The 23,283-nt window shown below is 66.8% G+C and carries 11 protein-coding genes and 8 pseudogenes; 13 read left to right on the top strand and 6 right to left on the bottom strand.

The features are described from left to right. The first annotated feature begins 261 nt into the window (after nt 1–261). Nucleotides 262–822: an ATP-dependent Clp protease proteolytic subunit gene (locus tag G4G31_RS18025; RefSeq protein ID WP_182988802.1), complete on the top strand. Its 561-nt coding sequence runs from the start codon at nt 262–264 to the stop codon at nt 820–822. Between the two features lie 355 nt (nt 823–1,177). Here the strand turns inward: G4G31_RS18025 and G4G31_RS18020 are convergent, their stop codons facing one another. Together G4G31_RS18020 and G4G31_RS18015 are read right to left on the bottom strand one after the other, a co-directional pair. Next, nucleotides 1,178–1,381, bottom strand: coding sequence for a hypothetical protein (locus G4G31_RS18020; protein WP_182988801.1), 204 nt, complete (start codon nt 1,379–1,381; stop codon nt 1,178–1,180). A gap of 222 nt (nt 1,382–1,603) precedes the next feature. After that, a complete protein-coding gene (locus G4G31_RS18015; RefSeq protein WP_182988800.1) occupies nt 1,604–2,917 on the bottom strand; it encodes a methyl-accepting chemotaxis protein in 1,314 nt (437 codons plus the stop codon). 292 nt (nt 2,918–3,209) lie between these two features. Between G4G31_RS18015 and G4G31_RS29365 the strand changes: the two genes are divergently transcribed. The 9 genes and pseudogenes from G4G31_RS29365 (at nt 3,210) to def (ending at nt 14,569) form a co-directional block, all read left to right on the top strand. After that, complete coding sequence (locus G4G31_RS29365) at nt 3,210–4,487, top strand: DUF1631 family protein (protein WP_374011254.1); 1,278 nt, start codon at nt 3,210–3,212, stop codon at nt 4,485–4,487. After that, nucleotides 4,423–4,923, top strand: a pseudogene (locus G4G31_RS29360) (DUF1631 family protein); the annotation flags it as partial. The gene G4G31_RS29365 and the pseudogene G4G31_RS29360, both read left to right, overlap by 65 nt. 13 nt (nt 4,924–4,936) lie before the next feature. After that, a pseudogene (locus tag G4G31_RS26680) lies at nt 4,937–5,533 on the top strand (DUF1631 family protein); the annotation flags it as partial. Beyond that, a complete protein-coding gene (locus G4G31_RS26675) occupies nt 5,520–5,768 on the top strand; it encodes a hypothetical protein (RefSeq protein WP_229425696.1) in 249 nt (82 codons plus the stop codon). The pseudogene G4G31_RS26680 and the gene G4G31_RS26675, both read left to right, overlap by 14 nt. Before the next feature lie 244 nt (nt 5,769–6,012). Then, nucleotides 6,013–9,536, top strand: a pseudogene (gene smc / locus G4G31_RS18005) (chromosome segregation protein SMC). Beyond that, on the top strand, nt 9,533–10,729 hold the full coding sequence (locus G4G31_RS18000; protein WP_182988799.1) for a cell division protein ZipA C-terminal FtsZ-binding domain-containing protein: 1,197 nt from the start codon (nt 9,533–9,535) through the stop codon (nt 10,727–10,729). The pseudogene smc and the gene G4G31_RS18000 overlap by 4 nt, the downstream one beginning before the upstream one ends. A 7-nt stretch (nt 10,730–10,736) precedes the next feature. Then, a pseudogene (gene ligA / locus G4G31_RS29355) lies at nt 10,737–13,088 on the top strand (NAD-dependent DNA ligase LigA); the annotation flags it as partial. 44 nt (nt 13,089–13,132) lie between these two features. Beyond that, nucleotides 13,133–14,045 (top strand): annotated as a pseudogene (gene galU / locus G4G31_RS17990) (UTP--glucose-1-phosphate uridylyltransferase GalU). Beyond that, nucleotides 14,032–14,569: pseudogene (gene def, locus G4G31_RS17985) on the top strand (peptide deformylase). The pseudogenes galU and def overlap by 14 nt, the downstream one beginning before the upstream one ends. A 54-nt stretch (nt 14,570–14,623) precedes the next feature. Here def and G4G31_RS17980 read toward each other — a convergent pair. Together G4G31_RS17980 and G4G31_RS17975 are read right to left on the bottom strand one after the other, a co-directional pair. Next, nucleotides 14,624–15,579, bottom strand: a pseudogene (locus G4G31_RS17980) (chemotaxis protein CheB). A 182-nt stretch (nt 15,580–15,761) separates the two neighbouring features. Continuing rightward, nucleotides 15,762–17,556: pseudogene (locus G4G31_RS17975) on the bottom strand (DUF885 family protein). 270 nt (nt 17,557–17,826) lie between these two features. Here G4G31_RS17975 and G4G31_RS17970 point away from each other — a divergent pair. From G4G31_RS17970 to G4G31_RS17960, 3 genes are read left to right on the top strand one after another with little or no spacing between them, the layout of a single operon-like run. Then, nucleotides 17,827–18,210 carry a hypothetical protein gene (locus G4G31_RS17970; protein WP_182988798.1) on the top strand — a complete coding sequence of 128 codons (384 nt, stop codon included), beginning with the start codon at nt 17,827–17,829 and terminating at the stop codon, nt 18,208–18,210. Then, nucleotides 18,211–19,680, top strand: coding sequence for an ATPase domain-containing protein (locus G4G31_RS17965; protein ID WP_182988797.1), 1,470 nt, complete (start codon nt 18,211–18,213; stop codon nt 19,678–19,680). Between the two features lie 42 nt (nt 19,681–19,722). After that, nucleotides 19,723–21,045 (top strand): ATP-binding protein, encoded by a 1,323-nt coding sequence (locus G4G31_RS17960; RefSeq protein ID WP_229425077.1) that lies wholly within the window; start codon nt 19,723–19,725, stop codon nt 21,043–21,045. Here the strand turns inward: G4G31_RS17960 and G4G31_RS17955 are convergent. Both G4G31_RS17955 and G4G31_RS17950 read right to left on the bottom strand, forming a co-directional pair. Beyond that, complete coding sequence (locus G4G31_RS17955) at nt 20,993–21,538, bottom strand: GNAT family N-acetyltransferase (protein WP_182988795.1); 546 nt, start codon at nt 21,536–21,538, stop codon at nt 20,993–20,995. The genes G4G31_RS17960 and G4G31_RS17955 overlap by 53 nt on opposite strands. Before the next feature lie 59 nt (nt 21,539–21,597). Beyond that, entirely contained in the window at nt 21,598–23,097 is a 1,500-nt protein-coding gene (locus G4G31_RS17950) for a peptide MFS transporter (protein WP_182988794.1), read from the bottom strand. Nucleotides 23,098–23,283 lie beyond the last annotated feature (186 nt).

Genomic DNA, 23,283 nt, shown 5'->3' with positions numbered 1-23,283 from the left:
GCCCCGCAGCCCTGTCAATCTTGGCAGGATGAATAGGAGCGCCTGACAAAACCGCCATAGCCGCGTTGCGGCTCCTGGCCGTACAAATGTACCGTCTTCGTCGCCGCGCCTTGCTCTGACGGTTTTCTCAGGCCCGCCAAGCCGGCGTGCGTCGGGCTGGCGAGCCGCAGCGGGTATGCGCGCACCGTTGGAGGGCGTGCGCGCGGGGTTTTTTCGTCATTTGTTACACTGAGATTCACACTTTGCAGGTAGAAAAAGACTATGAGCGAAGAACAAACCAAACAGAGCAAGGAAGCCTGGTTCACGCTGTCGGGCGACGTCAACAGCGATATGGTGCACCGGGTGTTCGAGGCGGCCAGCCACATGAGCGAGGACGGCATCGAAACGGCGCACGTGCTGGTGCAGTCGAACGGCGGCTACGTGAGCGACGGCTTGTGCCTGTACAACTTCATGTCGAAGTCGCCGATCGAGTTCGTGATGTACAACGGCGGGGCGGTGGCCTCGATTGCCGTCATCATGTACCTGGCGGGAACGCGCCGCTATGCCAGCGAAACGGCCCGCTTCATGGTGCACAAGTCGCACGCGACGGCCTCGCCGGGTTCGCGTCCCGATGCGCTCAACATCATCGTCGAGGGCCTGCGCGCGGACGACGCACGCACGGAATCGATCCTGCGCAAGCATATCGAACTGACGCCCGAGCAGTGGGGCATCCACCAGTATTCCGACCTGCACCTCAATTCCCGCGACGCCAAGATCGCCGGCATGATCAATGACATCGTCGACTTCGCGCCGCCGAAAGGGGCTGTCCTGCGCAATATCTGACGAAACGGCAGCGGCAGGGCGGCCAGGGCCGCAGACAGGCACGCACCCGTCCAGCGGTGCGTCACCTCTCTGCGGCTTTTTTCATGCCGCTTTGCTCCGCAATGGAAGTAATCCATGCATATACTATTTGCCAAATGCCATGCAGGTGCAAATATCCTTTGCATGCATTGGGCTGAAATTATGTCGGATTATCCCGACAGCGCATTTCCATATTTATTGATGAGCAATTGAGTAAGCCCATCAATATGTCCGGCCTGTTCGGCTTTTACTATTTACCAAAAACAAAAAAGCCCGGACGCAATATGCGCCGGGCTGATTCTTTTCACCGTCGCGTCATGCGACGACTGAAAGGAAATTAACGCTTGTCGTTCTTGTGGCTTTGACGGCCGGCTTCTGCGTGCTGCTCCGGGGAGCCGCCGCGCGTGCCGGAATTGCCGCCCGAACGCGAACCCGAGCCCGAACCGGATTGTTTGTTGCCGTCGTTTTTGTGGCTTTGACGACCGGCTTCAGCGTGTTGCTCAGGGGTACCGCCCTGGGTGCGTTTTTGATTCGAGGCCATGATTATTCCTTTCGATGTTGGATAACAGTCACTCGCCGAATTACTGGATCTTGTATCAGCAGGTTTCGGTTTTGCAATCATGCGAGCCGAGCAGTTTTATCGGTATCGGATAACCGCCTGAGCCCGTGTAGGATACTCGCCTACACATAAAGGATAATCGTCATTCTTGATTCGTGCGCGCATTTCGATAGCTCGACTTCGAAACGCATTTCAAATGCGCATTTAAAATTCTTCCCAATCAGGGTCGTGCCTGGCCGCGCTGCCGCTTGTCGTACGAGCGGGCTGCGGGTTGCGCGCGTGCGGCGGCAGGGGCCGGGCTGGCCGGCCGCGCTGCCTTCCTTGCCGCGGCCAGCTTCGGCCTGGCGGGGCGCGCGTGGCGCTGCGCTTCGGTGCAGCGGCGGCCGGGGCCGCGCCAGGCGCAACGGGCTTGTCGGCCAGCACGAAGCCGCCAGTGGCGTCCGCCAGCGTCGCCGCCTGTTCGCGCAGGGCGGCGCAGGCGGCGGCGGACGCCTCGACGAGGGCCGCGTTCTGCCGGGTTGCGCCGTCCATCGCCGCGATCGCACCATTGACCTGCTCGATGCCAGCCGTCTGCTCCGCACTGGCCTCGGCAATTTCCCCGATGATGTCGGTCACGCGCTTGACGCTGGCAACCACTTCCGCCATCGTGCGGCCCGCCTTGTCGACCAGGCTGGTGCCGGCCTCGACCTTGCCAACCGAATCGTCGATCAGCTCCTTGATTTCCACGGCCGCTGCCGCCGAGCGCTGGGCCAGGCTGCGCACTTCGGAAGCGACGACAGCGAAACCGCGCCCCTGTTCGCCGGCGCGCGCCGCCTCGACCGCCGCGTTCAGGGCAAGGATATTCGTCTGGAAGGCAATGCCGTCGATGACGCCGATGATCTCCGCGATCCGTTTCGAGGAATCGTTGATCGAAGCCATGGTGCCGACGACGTCGCCGACCACTTCGCCACCCTTGATGGCCACGCTGGACGCCGACAGGGCCAGCGTGCGCGCCTGGTGGGCATGCTCGGCGTTCTGGCGCACCGTCGCCGTCAGCTCTTCCATGGACGCGGCCGTTTCTTCCAGTGAAGCGGCCTGCTGCTCGGTGCGGGTCGACAGGTCCATGTTGCCGGCCGCAATGTCGCTGCTGCCGGCGGTCACCCGGGCCGCGCCCTGGCGCACCTGTTCGATCACGCCGGCGAGCTTTGCGGCAAGGGCGGCCAGGGCCGAGAGCATCAGGGTGCCGTCGCCGCGCCCGGCGCTGATGGTGCGCACGCGCAGATCGCCATCGGCCACGCGCCGCGCCAGCTGCAGGGCTTCGTGCAGGGGACGCGTCGCCTCGCGCGCCAGCCAGGCGCCCAGCGCCGCGGCCAGCGCAAGGCAGGCGGCAAGGCTGAACAGCACGCTGGCGGGGCCGGGAAGGGTGCCCGACTCCGAACGCGAGAGCAGCCACAGCACCAGCGTGGCATTCAGGACGAAAGGCAGGCCCAGCGCCGCAGCGATCTTGGGCCGGATGTCGAGTTGGCGTACCGCATTCATGGAAAATCCTCCGGTTGGACGGGGCAAAATCTTATGGTAGGGAAACAGCTAGCTTGACATTTGCGGTAGCGCAAGCTGAAGATGCTGCCTGGACACGAAACGACGCTTGCGTCTTCGATGACACGCATATAACAGCGGATAGCAGGTAGATAACATGAGTTTCATGCAGGACATGTTTCTACCCAGTTTGGGTAAATACGAACATTTATTTGTGTTCGCCATTGCCTTACGGAAATAATGTGTCACAATAAAGGTATGGCGTTTCCGCTACCAGGACGAATCGATATCGATCATGGCTCACGCTCCCAACGAGAATCCTAGCCCCGGCAAGACCCAGGCGCCGCAGCGCGAGGTGCTGGCGGAGCTCGTCCGGACCGCGATCGCGATGGCGAACGAACAATTGACCTCGCTCGCCACACGGCTCGCCGATGCGATGGCCGACATGACGACGGCCGGCAACGACGCCCAGGTGGCGTATCGGCGCACGCGCGCCGGTCACCTGCTCAAGAGCAATGCCTACGCCTTCGTGCACCTGGCCGGCGAAGCGATCGAACGCGCCCTGCGCGCCGAAGTCGACGGCCTGTCCCCGCGCACCAGCGGCAGTGCCGACCTCGCACTGCTGAGCCTGGTGCCAATGGAGGAGATGGACAGCAAGGTGGCCTTCGGCACCCTGTCGCGTCCTTTCGACATCGCCCATTCGGAAGTGCTGGCCAGCCTGTGCGTACGCCTTGGGCTGCTGCTCGGGCGCGATGTGCTGCGTCCCGGCCAGAATCCCTTCCGTCCCGAAGTGTTCCTGCAAGCCGTCCACAGCGCCTGGCGCGAGTTCGAGCCGGACGAAGGTTCGCATTCACTGATCCTGCCGATGCTGCGCCCGGAGCTCTTCCTCGACCTCGGGCAGATGTTCGACGCCATCGACGCCGCCCTGCGCGCGCGCAGCAAGGCGGGGCGCGAACGCTTCCATATCCATAAGTCGAGCGAAGCGTCCGCCAGGCGCGACCGGCGCCGCTCCCCCATGGATGCGGAGCTGGCCCAGCAGTTGCGCGCGCTCCCCGGGCAGCGGCAACGCCGTCCCGGGCGCGCAGCTGGCGGCCGGCGCCGCACTCGTGCCGGATCTGCCCGACATGCCGCAAGGCAATGGCTGGCGGCCGAGCGCCGCGACCGGCTTCACGGTCGCCGGCGGCACCGCCACCGCCCCCGCCGCGCCCGGTTTCGCTCCGACGGCCCCGGCGGCCGCGGGTGCTGCGCCCCATGCTGCGCCAGCCCAGGCCGGCACTGCCGGCATCGGCGCCGCCGCCACGCCCGCTGGCGGTTTCGCCCCGGCGCCATCGCACCCTGCACAGGGCGGCGCGGCCTTCGCCGGCATCCCGGGCCTGGACGCCGCCAGCGCCGCCGCGGCCGGTTCCCTGCTGAACCTGCTCTCGAGCCTGAGCCTGGCTCAGGTACAAGGGCAGGCAGGGACGCCCGGTGCCGCTTTCGGACACGAGGGAGCGCCGGCACATGGCGCAGGCATCGGCCAGATGCCGGGACTGGGGCAAGGATCGGCGCAGGGATCGGCGCAGGGATCCGATGAGACACAGGCATTTGCCGACGCCTCCGCCATGGCCATCCCCCATAACGTGTTCTACCTGCCGCGCCTGAAGCAGAGCCTGCCGCCGGGCCTCCTGTCGCGCGGCGAAGAAAACACGCTGGACCTGCTGTCGCGCATTTTCGAGACCGTGCTGCTCGACGACACCATCCCGTCCGAGACGCGCGAACTCATCCGCTTCCTGCAGGTGCCGGTGCTGCGCGCGGCGCTGGTCGACCAGGGCTTCTTCTTCGAGGAAGCCCACCCTGCGCGGCGCATGATCGACCTGTTCTCGCGCATGGGCTGGGAAGGGCGCAAGGGCGCCGACGATCCGGTGATGCAGGCCATGCGCCGCGGGGTCGACCGCATCGGCCGCGACCAGGAGGGCCAGCCCGCCGTTTTCGCGGAGGCCGTGGCCGAACTGGAAGCCCAGCTCGAGGCGGAAGAAAAGGCGCATGAGGAAGCCATCGCGGCGCCGATCGCGCATGCCGTCAAGGTGGAAAAAGCAGGCGGTCGCCGCCCGCACCGCGCGCCAGGTGATCGCCGTGCGTGTGGCCGACGGCGAGCTCGTCACCACCGTCTCGACCTTCCTCGAGAAACGCTGGGTCGACGTGATGACCTTTGCCTACCTGATCGACGAGGAACGCCCGGGCGCGGTCGAGAATGCGACCCAGACCATGGACGAGCTGGTCTGGACCGTCAAGCCGAAGGCGACGGCCGAGCAGCGCAAGGTGCTGATCGCCAAGCTGCCGGGACTGTTGATGACCCTGAACAAATGGCTCGATGCCATCAAATGGCAGGATGCCGAGCGCCTGGAATTTTTCGCCGAGCTGGCCCGCTGCCACCTGTCGATTGTGCGGGCGCCGCTGGAACTGGCTCCTGAGCGCCAGCTGGAGCTGGCCGTCGAGGCGGCCCAGCAGGACGCATTGCGCCGCATCGCGCGCGAGCAGGCCGCAGCCGCCGAAGAGGAAACGGCGGAGAAGGACGAAGCGACACAGCGCGTCGATGAATTGGAGCGCGGCATGTGCCTGGCGTTCCGTGCGCCGGACGGCAGTGTGCGCCAGGTCAAGCTGGCCTGGGTCAGCCCGCTGCGCACGCTCTTCATCTTCTCGCGCGGGCGCCGCCGAGAAAGCGTTCTCGCTGTCCGCCGAAAAACTTGCCGAAGCCTTCCGCGCCGGCAGCGTCAGCGTCGTCGCGCTCGAAGGCGTGGTCGGCCGCGTGCTGACCGAGGCGCTGCAGGAAGCGGTCAACGACCCGGCGCCGTCGGCGCTCCAGGCCGTCGGCTGAGACCGGGCGGCCGCCGCCAGGCGTCCGCCGCCGTTCTCCGGTTCAGGGGATCGCAGCCGTCCCAGGCACGCGCATCGCGCAAGTGCTCGCCCCGGCAGCGCCCTTCAATTTCCAATCGTCAATCCTCTGGGGCCTGCCACCGCCACCGCGGGGCTCGCTCGCGTTCGCCCCGCAAGCTTGGCCGAAAAGCAAGCAACAGATGGTATGATGCGTCCTTTAACGATTCCCGAGTAGCCGAAGCAAGGTGCGACTATCCTCCATTAAATTGTCGGGATTTAAGTCCTTCGTCGATCCAACCAATTTCCAGGTGCCTGGACAACTGGTCGGCGTGGTCGGCCCGAACGGATGCGGCAAGTCGAACATCATCGATGCCGTGCGCTGGGTGCTGGGCGAATCGAAAGCGTCCGAGCTGCGCGGCGAGTCGATGCAGGACGTGATCTTCAACGGCTCCACCCACCGCAAGCCCTCGGGCCGCGCCTCGGTCGAACTCACTTTCGACAACAGCCTCGGCAAGGCCGCCGGCCAGTGGGGCCAGTACGCCGAAATCGCCGTCAAGCGCACCCTCACGCGCGACGGCACTTCCACCTACTACATCAACAGCCAGCCGGTGCGCCGGCGCGACATCCAGGACATTTTCCTGGGCACGGGCCTGGGTCCGCGCGCCTATGCCATCATCGGCCAGGGCATGATCTCGCGCATCATCGAGTCGCGCCCGGAAGAACTGCGCGTGTTCCTCGAGGAAGCGGCTGGCGTCTCGAAGTACAAGGAACGGCGCCGCGAGACCGAAAACCGGCTGTCCGACACGCGCGAAAACCTGCTGCGCGTGGAAGACATCCTGCGCGAACTGAACGCCAACCTCGACAAGCTGGAAGCCCAGGCGGCGGTCGCGAACCGCTTCCACCAGCTGCAAAGCGACCAGGAAGAAAAGCAGAAGCTGCTCTGGCTGCTGCGCAGGAACGAAGCCCAGGCCGAGCAAACGCGCTACTTCCGCGAGATGGAAGAAGCCCAAAACAACCTGGAAGAACAGACCGCGAAACTGCGCAACGTCGAACTGGAACTGGAACACCTGCGCCAGCACCACTTCGCCGTGGGCGACCGCCTGCACACGGCGCAGGGCGCGCTGTACCAGACCAATTCCGAGATCGGCAGCCTGGAAGCGCAGATCAAGTTCGTGATCGAGTCGCGCACGCGCCTGCAAAACCAGCTCGGCACGCTGGCGGCGCAGCGCGATGGCTGGCTGGCGCAGGCAGCCGAATTCGAGGAGCAGATCGAGGAAGCGACGTTCCGCGTCGAGGAACTGGCGGCGCGCGCCGAGGGCGCCCAGATCGCCGTCGAAGCCCAGCAGGAACGCCTGCCGGAACTCGATGCCGCCTGGCGCGAAGCCCAGCGCCGCGCCGATGAGTCGCGCGCCCGCATCGGCGAGGTCCGCCAGCGCATCGAGCTGGCCGCCGCCCATGGTCGCAATGCCGGCAATATCCTGAACGGCCTGGCGACGCGGCGCGAGCGCTTGCAGGCGGAGAAGAAATCGCTGGCGCCGCCCGACAGTGCCCACCTGGCCAACCTGCGCATGCAGCTCGAGGAAAAAGCAGGCGGCGCTGGAAGAACAGACCCTGCTGCAGGAAGAAGCGTCCGCGCTGCAGGACGCGGCGGAAACGGAGCGACGCGAAGCCCGGGCGCTGGCGCAGCGCGAGGCCGCCACCAACGCCCAGCTGGAAGCACGCCTGTCGGCCCTGAAGCAACTACAGGAACGCGTGCAAACCCGGGGCAAGGTCACGCCCTGGCTGAAAAAGCATGAACTCGACGCGCTGCCGCGCCTGTGGCAAAAGCTGCACGTGGAAGAGGGCTGGGAGACGGCGCTGGAGTCCGTGCTGCGCGAACGCGCCGGCGCGCTGGAGCTGTCCAACATCGACTGGGCGAAAGCCTTTGTCGGCGACGCCCCCCGAGCCGCCTGGCCCTGTATGCGCCGGCGCCCGCAGCGCCGGAAGCGGCGCAGGTGCCCGGCCTGAAGACCTTCGCCAGCCTGATGAAGCTGAACGACCCGGGCCTGCGCGGCGTACTGAACGACTGGCTGCACCTGGTGTTCGCCGCCGACAGCGCCACCGAAGCCTTTGCCGAGCGCGCGCGCCTGCCGCAGGGCGGCTGCTTCGTCACGCGCCGGGCCATGTGATCACCAGCTCCAGCGTGCGCTTCTACGCGGCCGACGCCGAGCAGGACGGCATGCTCGCGCGCCAGCACGACATCGAGAACATCGGCAAACAGCTGCGTGCCCAGGCCCTGTTGCTCGACGAAGCACGTTCGCGCGCCACCCGCGCCGACGCGGCGGTGACGGAACTGACGCGCCGCCTGCAGGATGCGCGTGCGCGCATCGCCACGCTGCAGCGCGAAACGCACGCGCTGCAGATCGAGGTGGTGCGCCAGAACGAGGTCGAGTCGCGCTTCAACCAGAGGAGCAGCCAGATCGATGTCGACCTGGCCGAGATCGCGGCCCAGGAAGAAGAGCAGCGCATGGTCCAGCACGAGGCGGAGCAGCAGTTCGAGGAACTCGACATGGAGCTGGCCGAGGTCCAGTCCAGCTTCGAAGACGGCCAGACCCTGTTCCTGCAGCGCGAAAGCGCGCTCGCAGAGGCGCGTGACAAGCTGCGCGAACTCGAACGCGGCGCCCAGGAAGCGCTGTTCGCGGAAAAGACCGGGCGCGCGAAGATCGAGGAGCTGCGCCGCTCGATCGCGACCGCCACCACGCAGGCGGCCCAGGTGGCCGAGAGCCTGGCTGGCGGCCAGGCGGAACTGGCGGCACTGGAAAGCGGCACGGCCCACGAGGGCTTGCAGGAACTGCTGGAGCGCAGGACAAGCCAGGAGAAAGCCCTGGCGGACGCCCGCCATGAACTCGACCAGGTCGCGCAGCAGCTGCGCCATGCCGAGGAAGGCCGCATGGGCACCGAACGGGCACTGCAGCCCCAGCGCGACCGCATCACCGAAATGCAGTTGAAGGAGCAGGCCGCGCGCCTGAACCAGGAGCAGTTCGCCGAGGCGCTCGCCGCCACCGGCGCCGACGAAGCCCAGCTCGCGCAGAAGCTCGACCCCGAGATGAAGCCGCAATACCTGCAGGGCGAGGTCACGCGCCTGACCAATGCCATTTCCGCGCTGGGCGCGGTGAACCTGGCGGCGGTGGAGGAACTGGCCACGGCCAGCGAGCGCAAACGTTTCCTCGACGCCCAGAACGCGGACCTGAACGAAGCCATCGCCACGCTGGAAGACGCCATCCGCCGCATCGACAAGGAAACGCGCGACCTGCTGCAGGATACCTTCGACCGCGTCAACACGCATTTCTCCGAGCTGTTCCCTATCCTTTTCGGCGGCGGCAACGCGAAGCTGGTGATGACGGGCGACGAGATCCTCGACTCCGGCGTGCAGGTGATGGCCCAGCCGCCCGGCAAGAAGAACGCGACCATCCATCTGCTCTCGGGCGGCGAGAAGGCCTTGACGGCGACCGCCCTGGTGTTCTCGATGTTCCGCCTGAACCCGGCGCCTTTCTGCCTGCTCGACGAGGTCGACGCGCCGCTGGACGACGCCAATACCGAGCGCTTCTGCCGCATGGTCAAGCGCATGTCCGAACATACCCAATTCCTTTTCATTTCGCACAATAAGATTGCGATGGAAATGGCCAACCAACTGATCGGTGTGACGATGCAGGAGCAGGGCGTATCGCGCATCGTGGCGGTGGACATGGAGTCCGCCGCGTCTTTCGCACAAGAGGCACAAGCAGCATGACAGACTTCCAAATGAGCCTGATCGCGGCCGGCGGCGTATTCGTCGTCGGCGTCATCACCTATAACAAATGGCAGGAGCACAAGGCACGCAAGAGCGTCGAGCGCGCCTTCGCCTCAGACCACGACGACGTCCTGATGCGCAGCAGCGGCGCCGACCGCAGCGAGCCCGTGCTCGACGTCGGCATGCCGGGCCTGGAGGCGGCCGAGCCGAGCTTCGGTACCGCGCCGGATGCGCCGGAAGCGTCGGGTGCCGTCACGGCGCCATCGGGTGCCGCCTCGGGTGCGGCCTCGGGCGCCACCTCGGGTGCCACCTCAGGCACGGGATTCGGCAGCGCCGATCCGCTGGCCCCGCTGGCCGGCAGCAGCGCACCGGCTGCCCCCGCGGTACCGCTTGACGCGGCCGAGAACCTGGTCGACCCGCTGATCGACTGCATCATCCCGCTGGCGCTGGAAGCGCCCGGCCGCGGCGAGCGCATGCTGCCGGCGCTCCTGAAACTGCGCCGCGTCGGCAACAAGCCGATCCACTACATTGGCCTGGCGGTCGGCGGCGACTGGGCGCCGATCGTGCATGGCGGTGTCTACACCAAGCTGCAGGCGGGCGTGCAGATGGCCACCCGCACCACGGCCCTGAACGAACTGGAATACTCGGAACTGGTCACGCGCCTGCGCGCCGTGGCCGACGAAATCGGCGCCGAGCCGGAAGTGCCGGACATGATCGAGGTGATGAGCGACGCGCGCACCCTGCACAAGTTCGTCGCCGGTCACGATGCCCAGCTGGGCGTGAACCTGCGCTCGAACGCTGCGCCCTGGCCGATGTCGACCCTGATCGGCGCGCTGGAAAATGCCGGCTTCGACGTGCGCCCGGACGGGCGCTTCGCCATGCTCGACGAGGCGGGCGGCGTGCTGTTCACGCTCTCGACCAACGTCACCCTCGGTGCGGACAGCACCGACCGCCTGACGCTGCTGCTGGATGTGCCTTGCGTGGCCCCGAGCCGCGACGGTTTCGGCGCGATGCTCAAGTGCGCCAGGGACCTGATGCTGCGCCTGGACGCGACGATCGTCGACGACTACGAGCAGCCGCTGATGGATGCCGCGCTGGACGAGATCGCCGGCCAGGTGAAGGACTTTTACGCGGAGATGGAGACGGCCGACATCCCGGCAGGTTCCCCACGCGCGCTGCGCCTGTTCAGCTGAGGCCTCGATGAGCGAGCAGCCGGACTATATCGCACGCATGGCGTGGCTGGTCGAGGAACTGAACCGCCACATCTACAACTACCACGTGCTCGACGCGCCGACCATCCCCGACGCCGAGTACGACAAGCTGTTCCGCGAACTGCAGGCGCTGGAAGCGGCCCATCCGGAAGCGGTGTCGAACGACACGCCGACTTCGCGCGTGGGCGGCGCGCCGATTCCCGAGTTCAGCCAGGTGACGCACGCGGTGCCGATGCTCTCGCTGAACAACGGCTTCGAGGATGAGGATGTCGACAACTTCGACCGCCGCGTGCGCGAAGGCCTCGACGCGGCCAAGGTCGATTACGCGGCCGAACTGAAATTCGACGGCCTGGCCATGAGCCTGCGCTACGAAAAGGGCGTGTTCGTGCAGGCGGCCACCCGCGGCGACGGCTACACGGGCGAGGACGTCACGGCGAACATCCGCACCGTGCGCGTCATTCCCCTGCGCCTGCACGGCAGCGACATCCCCGAGGTGCTGGAAGTGCGCGGCGAAGTGCTGATGTTCAAGGAAGACTTCGAGCGCCTCAACGCGCGCCAGCGCGACGCCGGCCAGAAGGAATTCGCGAACCCGCGCAACGCCGCCGCCGGCAGCCTGCGCCAGCTCGATGCGCGCATCACGTCCCAGCGTAAACTCCGCTTCTTCGCCTATGGCATCGGCCAGCTGGAAGGCGTTCCCATGCCGGAATCGCATTCGGAGGTGCTCGACTGGTTCGACCGGCTCGGCCTGCCGGTGTCGAAAGAGCGGGCCGTGGTGACGGGTCGCGAGGGCCTGCTGGCCTACTACCGGGGCATCGGCGAAAAGCGCCCCTCGCTGCCCCTACGAGATCGACGGCGTCGTCTACAAGGTCAACCGCCTGGCCGACCAGCGCCTGCTGGGCTTTGTCTCGCGCGCGCCGCGCTTCGCGCTGGCGCACAAGTTCCCGGCCGAGGAAGCGCTGACGCTGGTCTCCGCCATCGACGTCCAGGTCGGACGCACCGGCGCCATCACGCCGGTGGCGCGCCTGGTGCCGGTATCGGTGGGCGGCGTCACCGTCACCAATGCCACCTTGCACAACGAGGACGAAGTACGCCGGAAAGACGTGCGTGTGGGCGATACGGTCGTGGTCCGGCGCGCCGGCGACGTCATTCCCGAGGTGCTGTCGGTCGTGCTGGAGCGCCGCCCCGAGCCGGCGCCGGCCGTGTACACACTGCCGGCCACCTGCCCCGTCTGCGGCTCGCACGTGGTGCGCGAAGAGGGCGAGGCCATCGCACGCTGCTCCGGCGGCCTGTCCTGCGCGGCCCAGCGCAAGGAAGCGATCCGTCACTTCGCCGGCCGCCGCATGATGGACATCGAAGGCCTCGGTGACCGCTACATCGACAGCCTGGTCGAGTGCGACCTGATCCACGGCGTGGCGGACCTCTACAAGCTCACGCTGGACGATCTGCTGAAGATGAAGCGCATGGCCGACGAACGCGAAGCGAGCGAAGGCGGAACGGCTGAAGCGGCACCGGCAGCGGCCAAGGGCAAGGTCGCCACCAAATGGGCCGACAACCTGCTGGGTGCGATTGCCGCCAGCCGCCAGCCGCCGCTCGAGCGCCTGCTGTTCGCGCTCGGCATCCGCCATGTGGGCGAATCCACGGCGAAAACCCTGGCCGACTGGCTCGGCAGCCTGGCACTGGTGCGCCGTGCACCGGCGGCCCTGTTGCGCGTGTTGCCCGACATCGGCGGCACCGTGGCTGAAGCGATTGCCGACTTCTTCGCGGAACCGAAAAACCAGGCCGCGCTCGACGCCCTGCTGGCCGCCGGGGTATCGCCCCGGGCGAGCATCCGCCCAGGGCGGCGCTGCGCGAGCGGCTCGACGAAGTGGGCCTGCTCACCGCGCTCGGCATTCCGAAACTGACCGAGCCGCGCGCGCGCCAGCTGCTCGACGGCCGCACGCTGGCGGACCTGGCCCACCTGAAGGTGTTCGGCGTGTTCGGCCTGCCCGAGACAGTCGTCGCCTCGCTCGACGCGTGGATGGCGCAACCCGGCCGCCGCGAGGAAGTCGAGGCGCTCTCGACCCTGCGCAGCGAACTGCTGGCCCAGCTCGACGCCCTGCCGATTGAGGCCGGTAGCGACGGCCCGCTGGCCGGCCAGACCTTCGTGCTGACCGGGACGCTGCCGTCGCTGTCGCGCGACCAGGCCGCGGCCTTGATCGAAGGCGCCGGCGGCAAGGTCAGCGGCTCGGTGTCGAAGAAGACTTCGTACGTCGTCGCAGGCAGCGAGGCGGGCAGCAAGCTCGCCAAGGCGGAAAGCCTGGGCGTGGCCATTCTCGACGAGGAAGGCCTGCTGGCGCTGCTGGCCCAGGCTGGCAGCAGCTCTTGAAACCGCAACAGGAGATATCGATGACCAGGATACGCAAGGCAGTCTTTCCCGTCGCGGGCCTCGGCAGCCGCTTCCTTCCCGCCACCAAGGCGCAGCCGAAGGAGATGCTGCCCATCGTCGACAAGCCGCTGATCCAGTACGCGGTCGAGGAAGCGGTGGCGGCCGGCATCACGGAGATGATCTTCATCACCGGCCGCAACAAGCGCGCCATCGAGGACCATTTCGACAAGGCCTACGAGCTCGAGGCGGAACTGGAAGCACACAACAAGCAGGCCTTGCTCGACCTCGTGCGCCAGGTGATCCCGAAGAACGTCACCTGCATCTACATCCGCCAGTCGGCCCCGCTGGGCCTGGGCCACGCCGTGCTGTGCGCGCGTCCGGTAGTGGGCGACGAGCCCTTCGCCGTGCTGCTGGCCGACGACTTCATGGACACGAGCGGCGCCACCCGGCCGGTGCTGGCCCAGATGACCGAGGCCTATGGCGACGAGAAATGCAGCCTGCTGGCCGTGCAGGACGTGCCGCGCGCGCATACGCGCCAGTACGGCATCGTCAGCGCCACGCCGCACAAGCCGCGGCTCGAACTGGTCTCCGGCATCGTCGAAAAGCCCCAGCCCGAGGAAGCGCCGTCGACCCCGGCGGTGGTAGGCCGCTATGTGCTCAGCGGCGCGATCTTCAAGCACCCGGAAAACCTCGGGACTGGGCGCCGGCGGCGAAATCCAGCTCACGGACGGCATCGCCGCGCTGATGCAGGTCGAGCGCGTGCTGGCCTACCGCTACGACGGCCAGCGCTACGATTGCGGCTCCAAGCTCGGCTACCTGCAGGCCACCGCCGCGATGGGGCTCAAGCACCCGGAGACGGGCGAGGGCTTCCGCGCCTTCCTGAAGGAGCTGGCAGCTGACATGACACGGGAGAACGGCCATGGCGGTACGTGAGATCCTGAAGATGGGCGACCCGCGCCTCTTGCGCGTGGCCGAGCCCGTGCGCGAATTCGGTACGCCCGAACTGGACGCGCTGGTGGCCGACATGTTCGACACCATGCACGCGGCCAATGGCGCGGGCCTGGCGGCGCCGCAGATCGGCGTCAACCTGCAGCTGGTGATCTTCGGCTTCCAGCACAATGCGCGCTACCCCGACGCGCCCCAAAAGCCGGAAACGGTGCTGCTCAATCCCGTCCTCACGCCCCTGTCGAACGAGATGGAAGAGGGCTTCGAAGGCTGCCTGTCGGTGCCCGGCCTGCGCGGCAGCGTGCCGCGCCATACCCGCCTGCGCTACGAGGGCGTCGACCAGTTCGGCCGCCCGATCCGGGTCGAGGCCGAGGGCTTCCATGCGCGCGTGGTCCAGCACGAGGTCGACCATCTGCTGGGGATCCTGTACCCGATGCGGATCAAGGATTTTTCACGCTTCGGCTTTTACCGAGGTGATGTTTCCGGGGATGGACCCGAACGCGGACGACTGAGCGCCGCCGGCGGCCCGCCCCGGGCCGTCCTGCCTCGCTCGCATGCAGCCGGCCTCATTTGGCCGCCACGAGCACGCGCGACTTGATCAGCTCGGCCAGCAGCTGCGCATGTTCCCGTGCCTGTTCGGCCTTCATCAGGTATTCGTCCCCGGCCTTGTCGGCGAGCGCGCCCCTGCGGTGGTGCGCCGGCGGCTTGCCGTGCATTTGCCGGTACAGCTGTTCCTGCTCGTGCAGCGCACGCACGGCGGCCCATAGCGCTTCCTCGGTTTCGCCGCTCTGCAGCGTTTCGAGCACCTTGGCGGTGAACGCGTGCCCGGTATGGCAGCGGTAGCGCAAGGGGCCGTCGCCGCGCAATTCCCAGATGGCACCGCCGCATTCGGGACAGGTCAGCTGCGCCCGCGCCCCGATCCGGTCCAGATCCTCCATGTTGCTACTCCCGTCGAACATGTGATTTTCGACTGCGATCCAGTCGCCTGGTTCGGCCTCGTTGGCGGCCTCGGGCAAGGGCGGCGTCCGCTGCATGAGCGCCACCAGGGTCGGCGCGATCTCGTCCACCCGGCCCACGAAATCGGCTTCGGTATGCGCCAGCGCGCTGGCGGGCATGTCGGGCGCCTCGGCATCGAGCGGATCCTGGACCACCGCAATGCCGCCGCGCGCCTTGATCGCCTGCAGTCCGACGGTGCCGTCGTCGAGAAAACCGGACAGCACGACCCCGATCGCATCGCTACCGAACACCGAGGCGGCCGAGCGGAACAGCGGATCGATGGCGGGGCGCGAATGGTTTTCCTTGGCCCCGCGCGAAAGCCGCGCATAGGCACGTTCGCCGTCCCTGGCGACCGTCAGGTGCAAGTCCGAGGGCGCGACCAGCACGTGTCCGGGCAGGATGGGGCGCCCTGGACGGCATGCTGCACGGGCAGCGCGGAACGCCGTTCGAGCAGGCTTGGCAGGAGGCTGTCCCCGGCGCCGATGTGGACGACGATCAGGATGGCTGCCGGAAAGTCGCGCGGCAAGGCGCCAGGATGTGTTTCAGGGCTTCGATACTGCCGGCGGAGCCGCCGATGACAACGATTTTTTGCATGGGAAGGAGTCGATGATGCCGATAGTGGAAACTAGCGCATCCCCGGCGGCGGCGGCGCGCGGTTCGACGCCGGCGCCGCTATCCCGGCGCCCGCTCGCCGCCGCGAAGCCCCCTTCACGCTTGCGGCGGATAGGGGCTTTTCCCGCCCTCGGCGATGAAGCGGTCGATGCGCGCGGAGAGCACCGGCAGCGGTACCGAGCCGAGCTGCAGCACGGTGTCGTGGAAGGCGCGGATGTCGAACTTGTCGCCCAGCGCCTTTTCCGCCCTGGCGCGCGCTTCCATGATGGCCATCTGCCCCAGGTAGTAGGACAGCGCCTGGCCCGGCCACGAGATGTAGCGGTCGACCTCGGTTTCGACTTCGTGGGTCGACAGCGCGGTGTTCTCGCGCAGGTAGGCCAATGCCTGTTCGCGCGTCCAGCCCTTGCTGTGGATGCCGGTATCGACCACCAGGCGCGCCGCGCGCCAGGCCTGGTAGCTCAGCATCCCGAAGACTTCGTAGGGCGTCTCGTAGATGCCCATCTCGACGCCGAGGCGCTCGGTGTAGAGCGCCCAGCCTTCGCCATAGGCCGAAATGTAGGCGCGGCGAAACGGCGGCACGCCTTTCTGCTCGAGCGCGATCGGCACCTGGAAGGCGTGGCCGGGCGCCGACTCGTGCAGGGTCAGGGCCGGCAGGCTGTAGAGCGCGCGCGCCGGCAGGTTCCGTGTTGACCGGGTAGACGCCGGGGCCGCCGCGCCCGGCCGTGTAGTAGGGCGCCTGGTCGTCCGGCACCGGGCGGATCGCGAAGCGCTGGCGCGGCAGGTAGCCGAAATACTGGCCGGCCCTGGCGTCGAACTTCTTGGCCACCCAGGCGGCGCGCATCAGGAGTTCCTCCGGCGTCTTCGCATAAAAGCGCGGGTCGGTGCGCAGCAATTGCAGGAAGGCGGGCAGGTCGCCCTGGAAGCCGGTCTGCTTGATGATGTCGGCCATCTCGGCGCGGATCTTCGCCATCTCGGCCAGGCCGATGCGGTGGATCTCGTCGGCGCTCATCGCCGTGGTGGTGAATTCGACGATCTTCGAGGCATAGTAGGCCTGGCCGCCGGGCAGGCTCCCGGCCGCCAGCGAGGTGCGTGCCTGCGGGATGTATTCGTCGCGCACGAAGGCGAGGGTACTGGCATAGGCCGGCTGCACCCGTTCGCGGATGGCGGCGACGGCCTGGGCGCGCAGCGCCGCCTGCTCGCTTGCCGGAATCGCGGCCGGCATGTCCCTGAAAGGCGTGTAGAACACGGTGTCCTCGGGGCGGGCGCCGGCCACCGAGGCCAGGGCGCTGTCGCGTCCCTTGAGGGTCACGCGCGGCGGCGTGAAGCCGCGCGCCAGGCCGGCGCGCATGTTCTCGACCTGCTCGCCGAAATAGCGCGGCATGTCGGCCAGCTGGGCCAGGTAGTCGCGGTAGTCGTCGGGCCGGGCAAACGCCTGGCGCGCACCGTAGGTCACGTCGGTCCAGAAGGCGCTGTCGGCATTGACCGGCATTTCGTACTCGCGAAAACGCAGCGCTTCCACAAAAGCGGCGATCTGGGCACGGTAGACCTGGTAGTTCACGCGCTCGGCGGCCGACAATGCGCCCTGGCCGAGCGCATCGAGTTGTGTCAGCACACCTTGCCAGTGGGACAAACGGCGCTGCTGGCTGCGCGCATCGACGCGCGGTAGCTCCGGGCTGACGCGGCCGCGCGTATCGTCCTCGCGCGCCAGGCCTTCCTTGACGCGCCAGGCCCATTCGGCGGCGTGGATGGCCTGGAAGCGGGCATCTGCTGTTGTCGCGGTCCTTGCATGGGCTGCCGCCCCTGCCGGCGTCGCCGCCGCCGCGGCCGGGCTGGCGCCGCAGGCGAGCAGGATAAGTGCCGCGCCGCAGCCGGCGCCGAAGGTGTGTTTCATTGTGTCCCCGCTATATGTCGTTGAGGCAACTGCCTCGTCGCATTATGGCGCAGGGACCGGCCCGATGCCACAGGCGTGCGCCCCCGGCAAGCCGGATTCGGTAAGGTTTTCGTTAAATGTCACTGCGATTGTAAAAAACATTTACATCGCATCTATAATAGCGAACCAGCCCGCCAGTCGGCAGGCGTGCATATAACAAACGACAGCTGATCAGCGCGCATGGACCATACAGAAGGCGGACGGCCCCGGTCGCTAGAGGAAGCCGACAAGATGAACAGAGAAGACGGTGCCGGGAACGCTGCCTGGGCGAGCGCGATGGTCAGGCCCTGGCTGCGCCTGGCCGACCAGCTGACGCCGATGATCGGCGAGAGCGGCTTTTGCGCGCTGTTCGGACGCGCGCTGCGCACTGCCGGCCCGAGCGTGCAAGCGCTTGCCAGATGCTCCTCGGCGCGTCCTCTGGCCGATCTGTTCGCGTCCCTGACCAACGTCCTGAACGAGACGGGACCCGAGGAAGCCGCACGTGCCAACGACGCCTTGCTCGGCACCTTTACCACGCTGCTGGGTACCTTGATCGGTGAAGCGTTAACAAAACAGCTGTTGCACATCGCCTTGGTGAGCGCGGACGGGCGGAAGCATGGACAGGAGCAGAAGTAAATGACCGACAAAGTAGCCTTGGGACTCTTGAGCACAGGCCTGCCGGGACTCGATGTACTCCTGGGCGGAGGATTGCCCGAGTTTTCCTTCAACCTGCTCGCTGGGCCTCCCGGCAGCGGCAAGACGACGCTGGCGCACCAGATCATGTTCGCCCTCGCCACGCCCGAGCGGCGCGCGCTGTTCTTCACGGTGCTCGGCGAGCCGCCCCTGAAGATGCTGCGCTACCAGCAGCAGTTCAGCTTTTTCGACGTCAGCAAGGTCGGCCCGGCCATCCGCTATGTGAACCTGAGCGAAAACCTGCGCACCGGCGACTTCGGCGGCGTGCTCGAGCGCATCATGGCCGAGGTCGAGGATTTCCAGCCTTCGCTGGTCTTCGTCGATTCCTTCCGCTCGGTGGTCCAGACCGCCAAGGGCGGCAACGAAGGGGTTGCCGACTTGCAGTATTTCGTGCAGGAGCTCGGTACGCGCATGACCAGCTGGCAGGCCACCACTTTCCTGATCGGCGAGTACGCGCACACCGACCCGGAGGCGAATCCGATCATGACGGTGGCCGACGGCATGCTGGCGCTGAACCAGGCGCACCAGCAAAATACGGTGGTGCGCAAGATCCGCGTCGTCAAGATGCGCGGCCGTGCCCACCTGGCCGGGTCGCACAACTTCCGCATCACCCGCGACGGCCTGCGCGTCTATCCGCGCGTGCTGCCGGAGCTGGCCAGCGACCGCCTGCCCGGCCACCCGGTCGACCAGGAACCCCGCCGCGTCTCGGTCGGGGTCCCCGGCATCGACGCCCTCCTGCACGGCGGCTTGCCGCAAGGGCATACCATGCTGGCGGTCGGTCCGACCGGCGCCGGCAAGACCATCCTCGCCACGCGCTTCCTGCAGGAGGGCGCGCGCCAGGGCGAAAAGGGCGTGGCGATGTATTTCGAGAAGGGCACCGCACGCTTGCGAAATGCGGAACTGGCCGCCCTGGTGCAAAATGGCCACGTATCGGTGGTGGAAAGCCGCATGCTCGACCTGACGGTCGACGAGCTGATCGACGAATTGCAGGATACCCTGCAGCGTACCGGCGCGAAGCGCCTGGTGATCGATTCGTTGTCCGAGTTCGGCCTGTACATGGCGCCCGAGTTCCAGGCCGACCAGCGCCAGGCGGTGTTCCGCCTGCTGGCGACGGTGGCCAAGCACGGAGTGACAACGATCGTGACGACCGGACTCGACGACGACTTCACCGGGCTCCATTTCAGCCAGGCGAATATTTCCTACCTGGTCGATGCGGTGCTCAGCATGCGCTATGCCGAGGTTGGCGGGCGCCTGCGCAAGTTCATCTCGGTGGTCAAGGTGCGTGGCTGTGCACACAGCAACGACCTGCGCGAGTTTCGCATCACCGAACAGGGTTTCGAGGTCGAGGAATTGCCGACCGAGATCGAAGGTGTGCTCACGGGCGGCAGCGCCTTGCGCGTGACCAACCAATAAGGGAAAAGGGCGGGAATGTTTCACGAAGACGAAAGCGGTTCGATGCAGCGATCCCTGGAGTCGGAGCTGCCAGGCCTGCGCCAGGACCCCTATACCGCAACGCTACAGCGCCATATCGCCAGCCTCGAAGCCGAAGTCGAGCGCCTGCGCCAGGTTGCGCGTGAAAAGGAAACGCTGGAAGAAACGGCCGCCCGCCTGCGCGAGGCCAATGAACACCTGGTGCTGGCGGCGATCAGCGACCAGGGCCTGCGCGAAGAGGCCGAAGCTGCCAACCGCCGCCAGAACGAATTCCTCGCCATGCTCGCGCACGAATTGCGCAACCCGCTGGTACCGATCAGCATGTCGTCGATGCTGCTGGAACGCTCGGCCGACGCCTCGCCCCAGGTCCTGAATTTTTCGCGCGTGATCCGGCGCCAGGTAGACCACATGTCACGCCTGCTCGACGACCTGCTCGACGCCGCGCGCATCAGCAGCGGCAAGATCACCCTCAACCTCGAGCCGCTGTCGCTGGCGGAAATCATCGACCACGCGGTCGAGACCGTCATACCGCGCATCCGCGAACGGCGCCAGGAACTGCACCTCCATTTGCCGCCCCCCTCGGTCGGTACGCGCGGCGACCGTGTGCGCCTGACCCAGGTGTTCACGAATCTCCTCAGCAATGCCTCGAAGTACACCGGCGACGCCGGCAACATCGAACTCGCTGTGGAGGTCCAGGATGGCCAGACCGTGGCCACCATCAGCGACAACGGGACCGGCATCGCACCCGAAGTGCTGCCGCACATCTTCGATCTGTTCACCCAGGGGCCGCGCTCGCTGGCCCGCTCGGAAGGCGGCCTGGGCGTCGGCCTGAACGTGGTACGCAACCTGGTGTCCATGCATGGCGGCACGGTGGAAGCGCACAGCGAAGGGATCGGCCGGGGCAGCGTTTTTCGCGTGCGCCTGCCCCTGGACGACATGCCCGCGGCCGAACCACCGCCGCAGGATACCGGCGCGGTGGCGACGAAACAGTGCCAGGTGCTGCTCATCGAAGACAACATCGACGCCTGCGAAACGCTCAAGGCCTTCCTTGACATGGAAGGACATGAAACCAGCATGGCACACGACGGTGCCAGGGGGCTGGACATGTTGCTGGCGGGCCAGTTCGATGTCGTCGTCTGCGACATCGGCTTGCCGGGCATGGATGGCCTTGAAGTGGTGTCGCGCCTGCGCGCCGCGCCCGGCGGCACGCGCCCGGTCGCAATCGGGCTGTCCGGCTACGGCCAGGCCGAAGACCGCGCCCGCGCACTGGGGGCCGGTTTCGACCATTACCTCGTCAAGCCGGTCGATCCGGACGCGCTGCTGGCGCTGGTGGCCGAGCGCTGCTGATCTCGTACACCGCGTGCGGCTTGCCGTACCAGTTCTCCAGCCCGCGGTAGCGCATGCCCAGGCGTCCCATCACCCTGGCCGAATCGGCATTCTCCGGGTGGCAGATCGCCACCAGCAGCGGCGCGCCCAGCGTGTCGAAGGCCCAGGCCATCATGGCGCTGGCCGCCTCCGTGGCCAGGCCTTGCCCCCATTTGTCCGGCACCAGGCGCCAGCCGATCTCCAGCGGATTGGCGGGATCGCGCCCGAGGTACTGGATGCAGCCGGCGCCCACCAGCCGGTCCGTCTCGCGTTCGATGAAGGCCCACCAGGAAAAGCCATGGCGCGTCCAGCGTTCCTTGACGACGGCGATGCTCGCGCGTGTCTGTTCGGGCGTCTCCGGTTCCCCGCTGATGTAACGCATGACGTCAGGCAGGCGGTTCATCGCATGCAGGCCGTCGAAGTGGCGGTCGTCCAGCGGCTCCAGGCGCAGGCGTTCGGTAGCGAGGATGGTCATGCTGTCCTTTCATGAAAAAGGGCCGCCGAAGCAGCCCCTGGGCTGGATTCCCGCGACGATTACTGGTGCGCGTTGTGGGTCGCGGTCAGGCGGCGCATCATCGGCAGCACGGACAGGGCGATCAGCGTGCAGATCACGGCGGCGATACCCAGCTTGTTGAACAGGCTGGTGTAGATCGGCAGCGTCTGCAGCGGGTCGGACATGCCCTCGGGGACCGCGGCCAGGTTGGCGACCACGCCGCCCAGGTATTGCGAGATACCGGTGGCGACGAAATAGGCGCCCATCATGAAGCCGCCCATGCGTGCCGGCACATAGCGCGCCACCATCGCCAGGCCCAGGCCCGACACCAGCAGTTCGCCCAGCGAGTACAGGCCGTAGCCGGCAATCATGATCCAGGAGGAGGTCAGGCCATTCACGGCGAACTGGCCCGCGACGCCGTAGGTGAAGAAGCCGGCGGCCACGACGGCGAAGCCGAGCACGAACTTGCCGGCGATCGACAGGTCCGAGCCGGTACGGCCGGCACGCGAGTACATCCATGCAAGGACGGGGCTGAGCACCATGATCCAGATCGCGTTCAGTGCCTGGAACTGCGCCGGCGACCAGGTCCACAGGTGGGCGCCGAACAGGGTGAATTCCAGGTCGACGTTACGCAGCGCGAACAGCGACAGCGAGGTCGACATCTGCTGGTAGAAGATGAAGAAGAACACGGTCTGCAGCGTCAGCACCAGGGCGGCGACGAGGCCGGCACGTTCGCTCGCTTCGCTTTTGCGGATCAGGTGCACGAAAATGCCGAGCACGACGAGGCCGGCCAGATACACGAAGACGCGCGCCAGGCTCTGGTATTGCAGGATCACGGCCGACAGGCCGACGGCCACGACGCCACCGGCCAGCACCATGGCCAGCTTCGTCATGTCGAGCGGCCGTTCGTCCGGCAGCGAGCCGACGTGGCGGATGGTGGCGCGCATCATCAGGCCGGTCAGGATGCCGACGACCAGGCCGACGCTGCAGAAGGCGTAGGCGACGTGCCAGCCGATTTCGTTGCCATGGGTGGCGTTGAAGTAGTCCTTGATCGCCGGCGTGGCCAGCATCGAGACGGTCGAGCCCACGTTCACGGCCATGTAGTACATGGTGAAGGCGCTGTCGATCTTCGAGTCGTCGCCTTCGTAGATCTTGCGGATCAGGTTGGCGGTGTTCGGCTTGAACAGGCCGTTGCCGACCACGATCACGCCCAGGGCCGAGAACAGGAACCAGGTATTGGTCGTCGGGATCGCCATCAGGGCGTAGCCGAGCGAGAGGATGATCGCGCCGAGGAACATGCAGCGACGGGTGCCGAGCACCTTGTCGCCGATCCAGCCGCCAATGGCCGGGGCGACGTAGATCAGGGCCGCGGCGGCGCCCCAGACCAGGTTGGCGCGGCTGTCGTCGAAGCCCATGCGCTGCACCATGAAGTACACGATCAGCGCCTGCATGCCGTAATAGCCGAAGCGCTCCCATAACTCGATCAGCCACACCGTCACGAACGAGCGGGTCTGGCTGTACGGCAGGATTTCCGTTTTCAATTTGTCTCCTTGTTGGATGAACTTGTCTCGCGGCGAGCTCGTGGCCGTCGCTTCGCGACTGCATGCTACGCGACGACAACAGAAGATGCAATCATGACAGAGGTGCAGCCGGCCTGTTCAGGAAGTGGCTTGCGCAAGCGCTGCCTGGCGCCTGTGTGCGTGGCCGTACCGATGGCTCCGCCCGCC

Source organism: Massilia sp. Se16.2.3 (assembly GCF_014171595.1).
Classification (GTDB): domain Bacteria; phylum Pseudomonadota; class Gammaproteobacteria; order Burkholderiales; family Burkholderiaceae_D; genus Telluria.
This window is presented reverse-complemented; position numbering and strand designations above follow the sequence as displayed.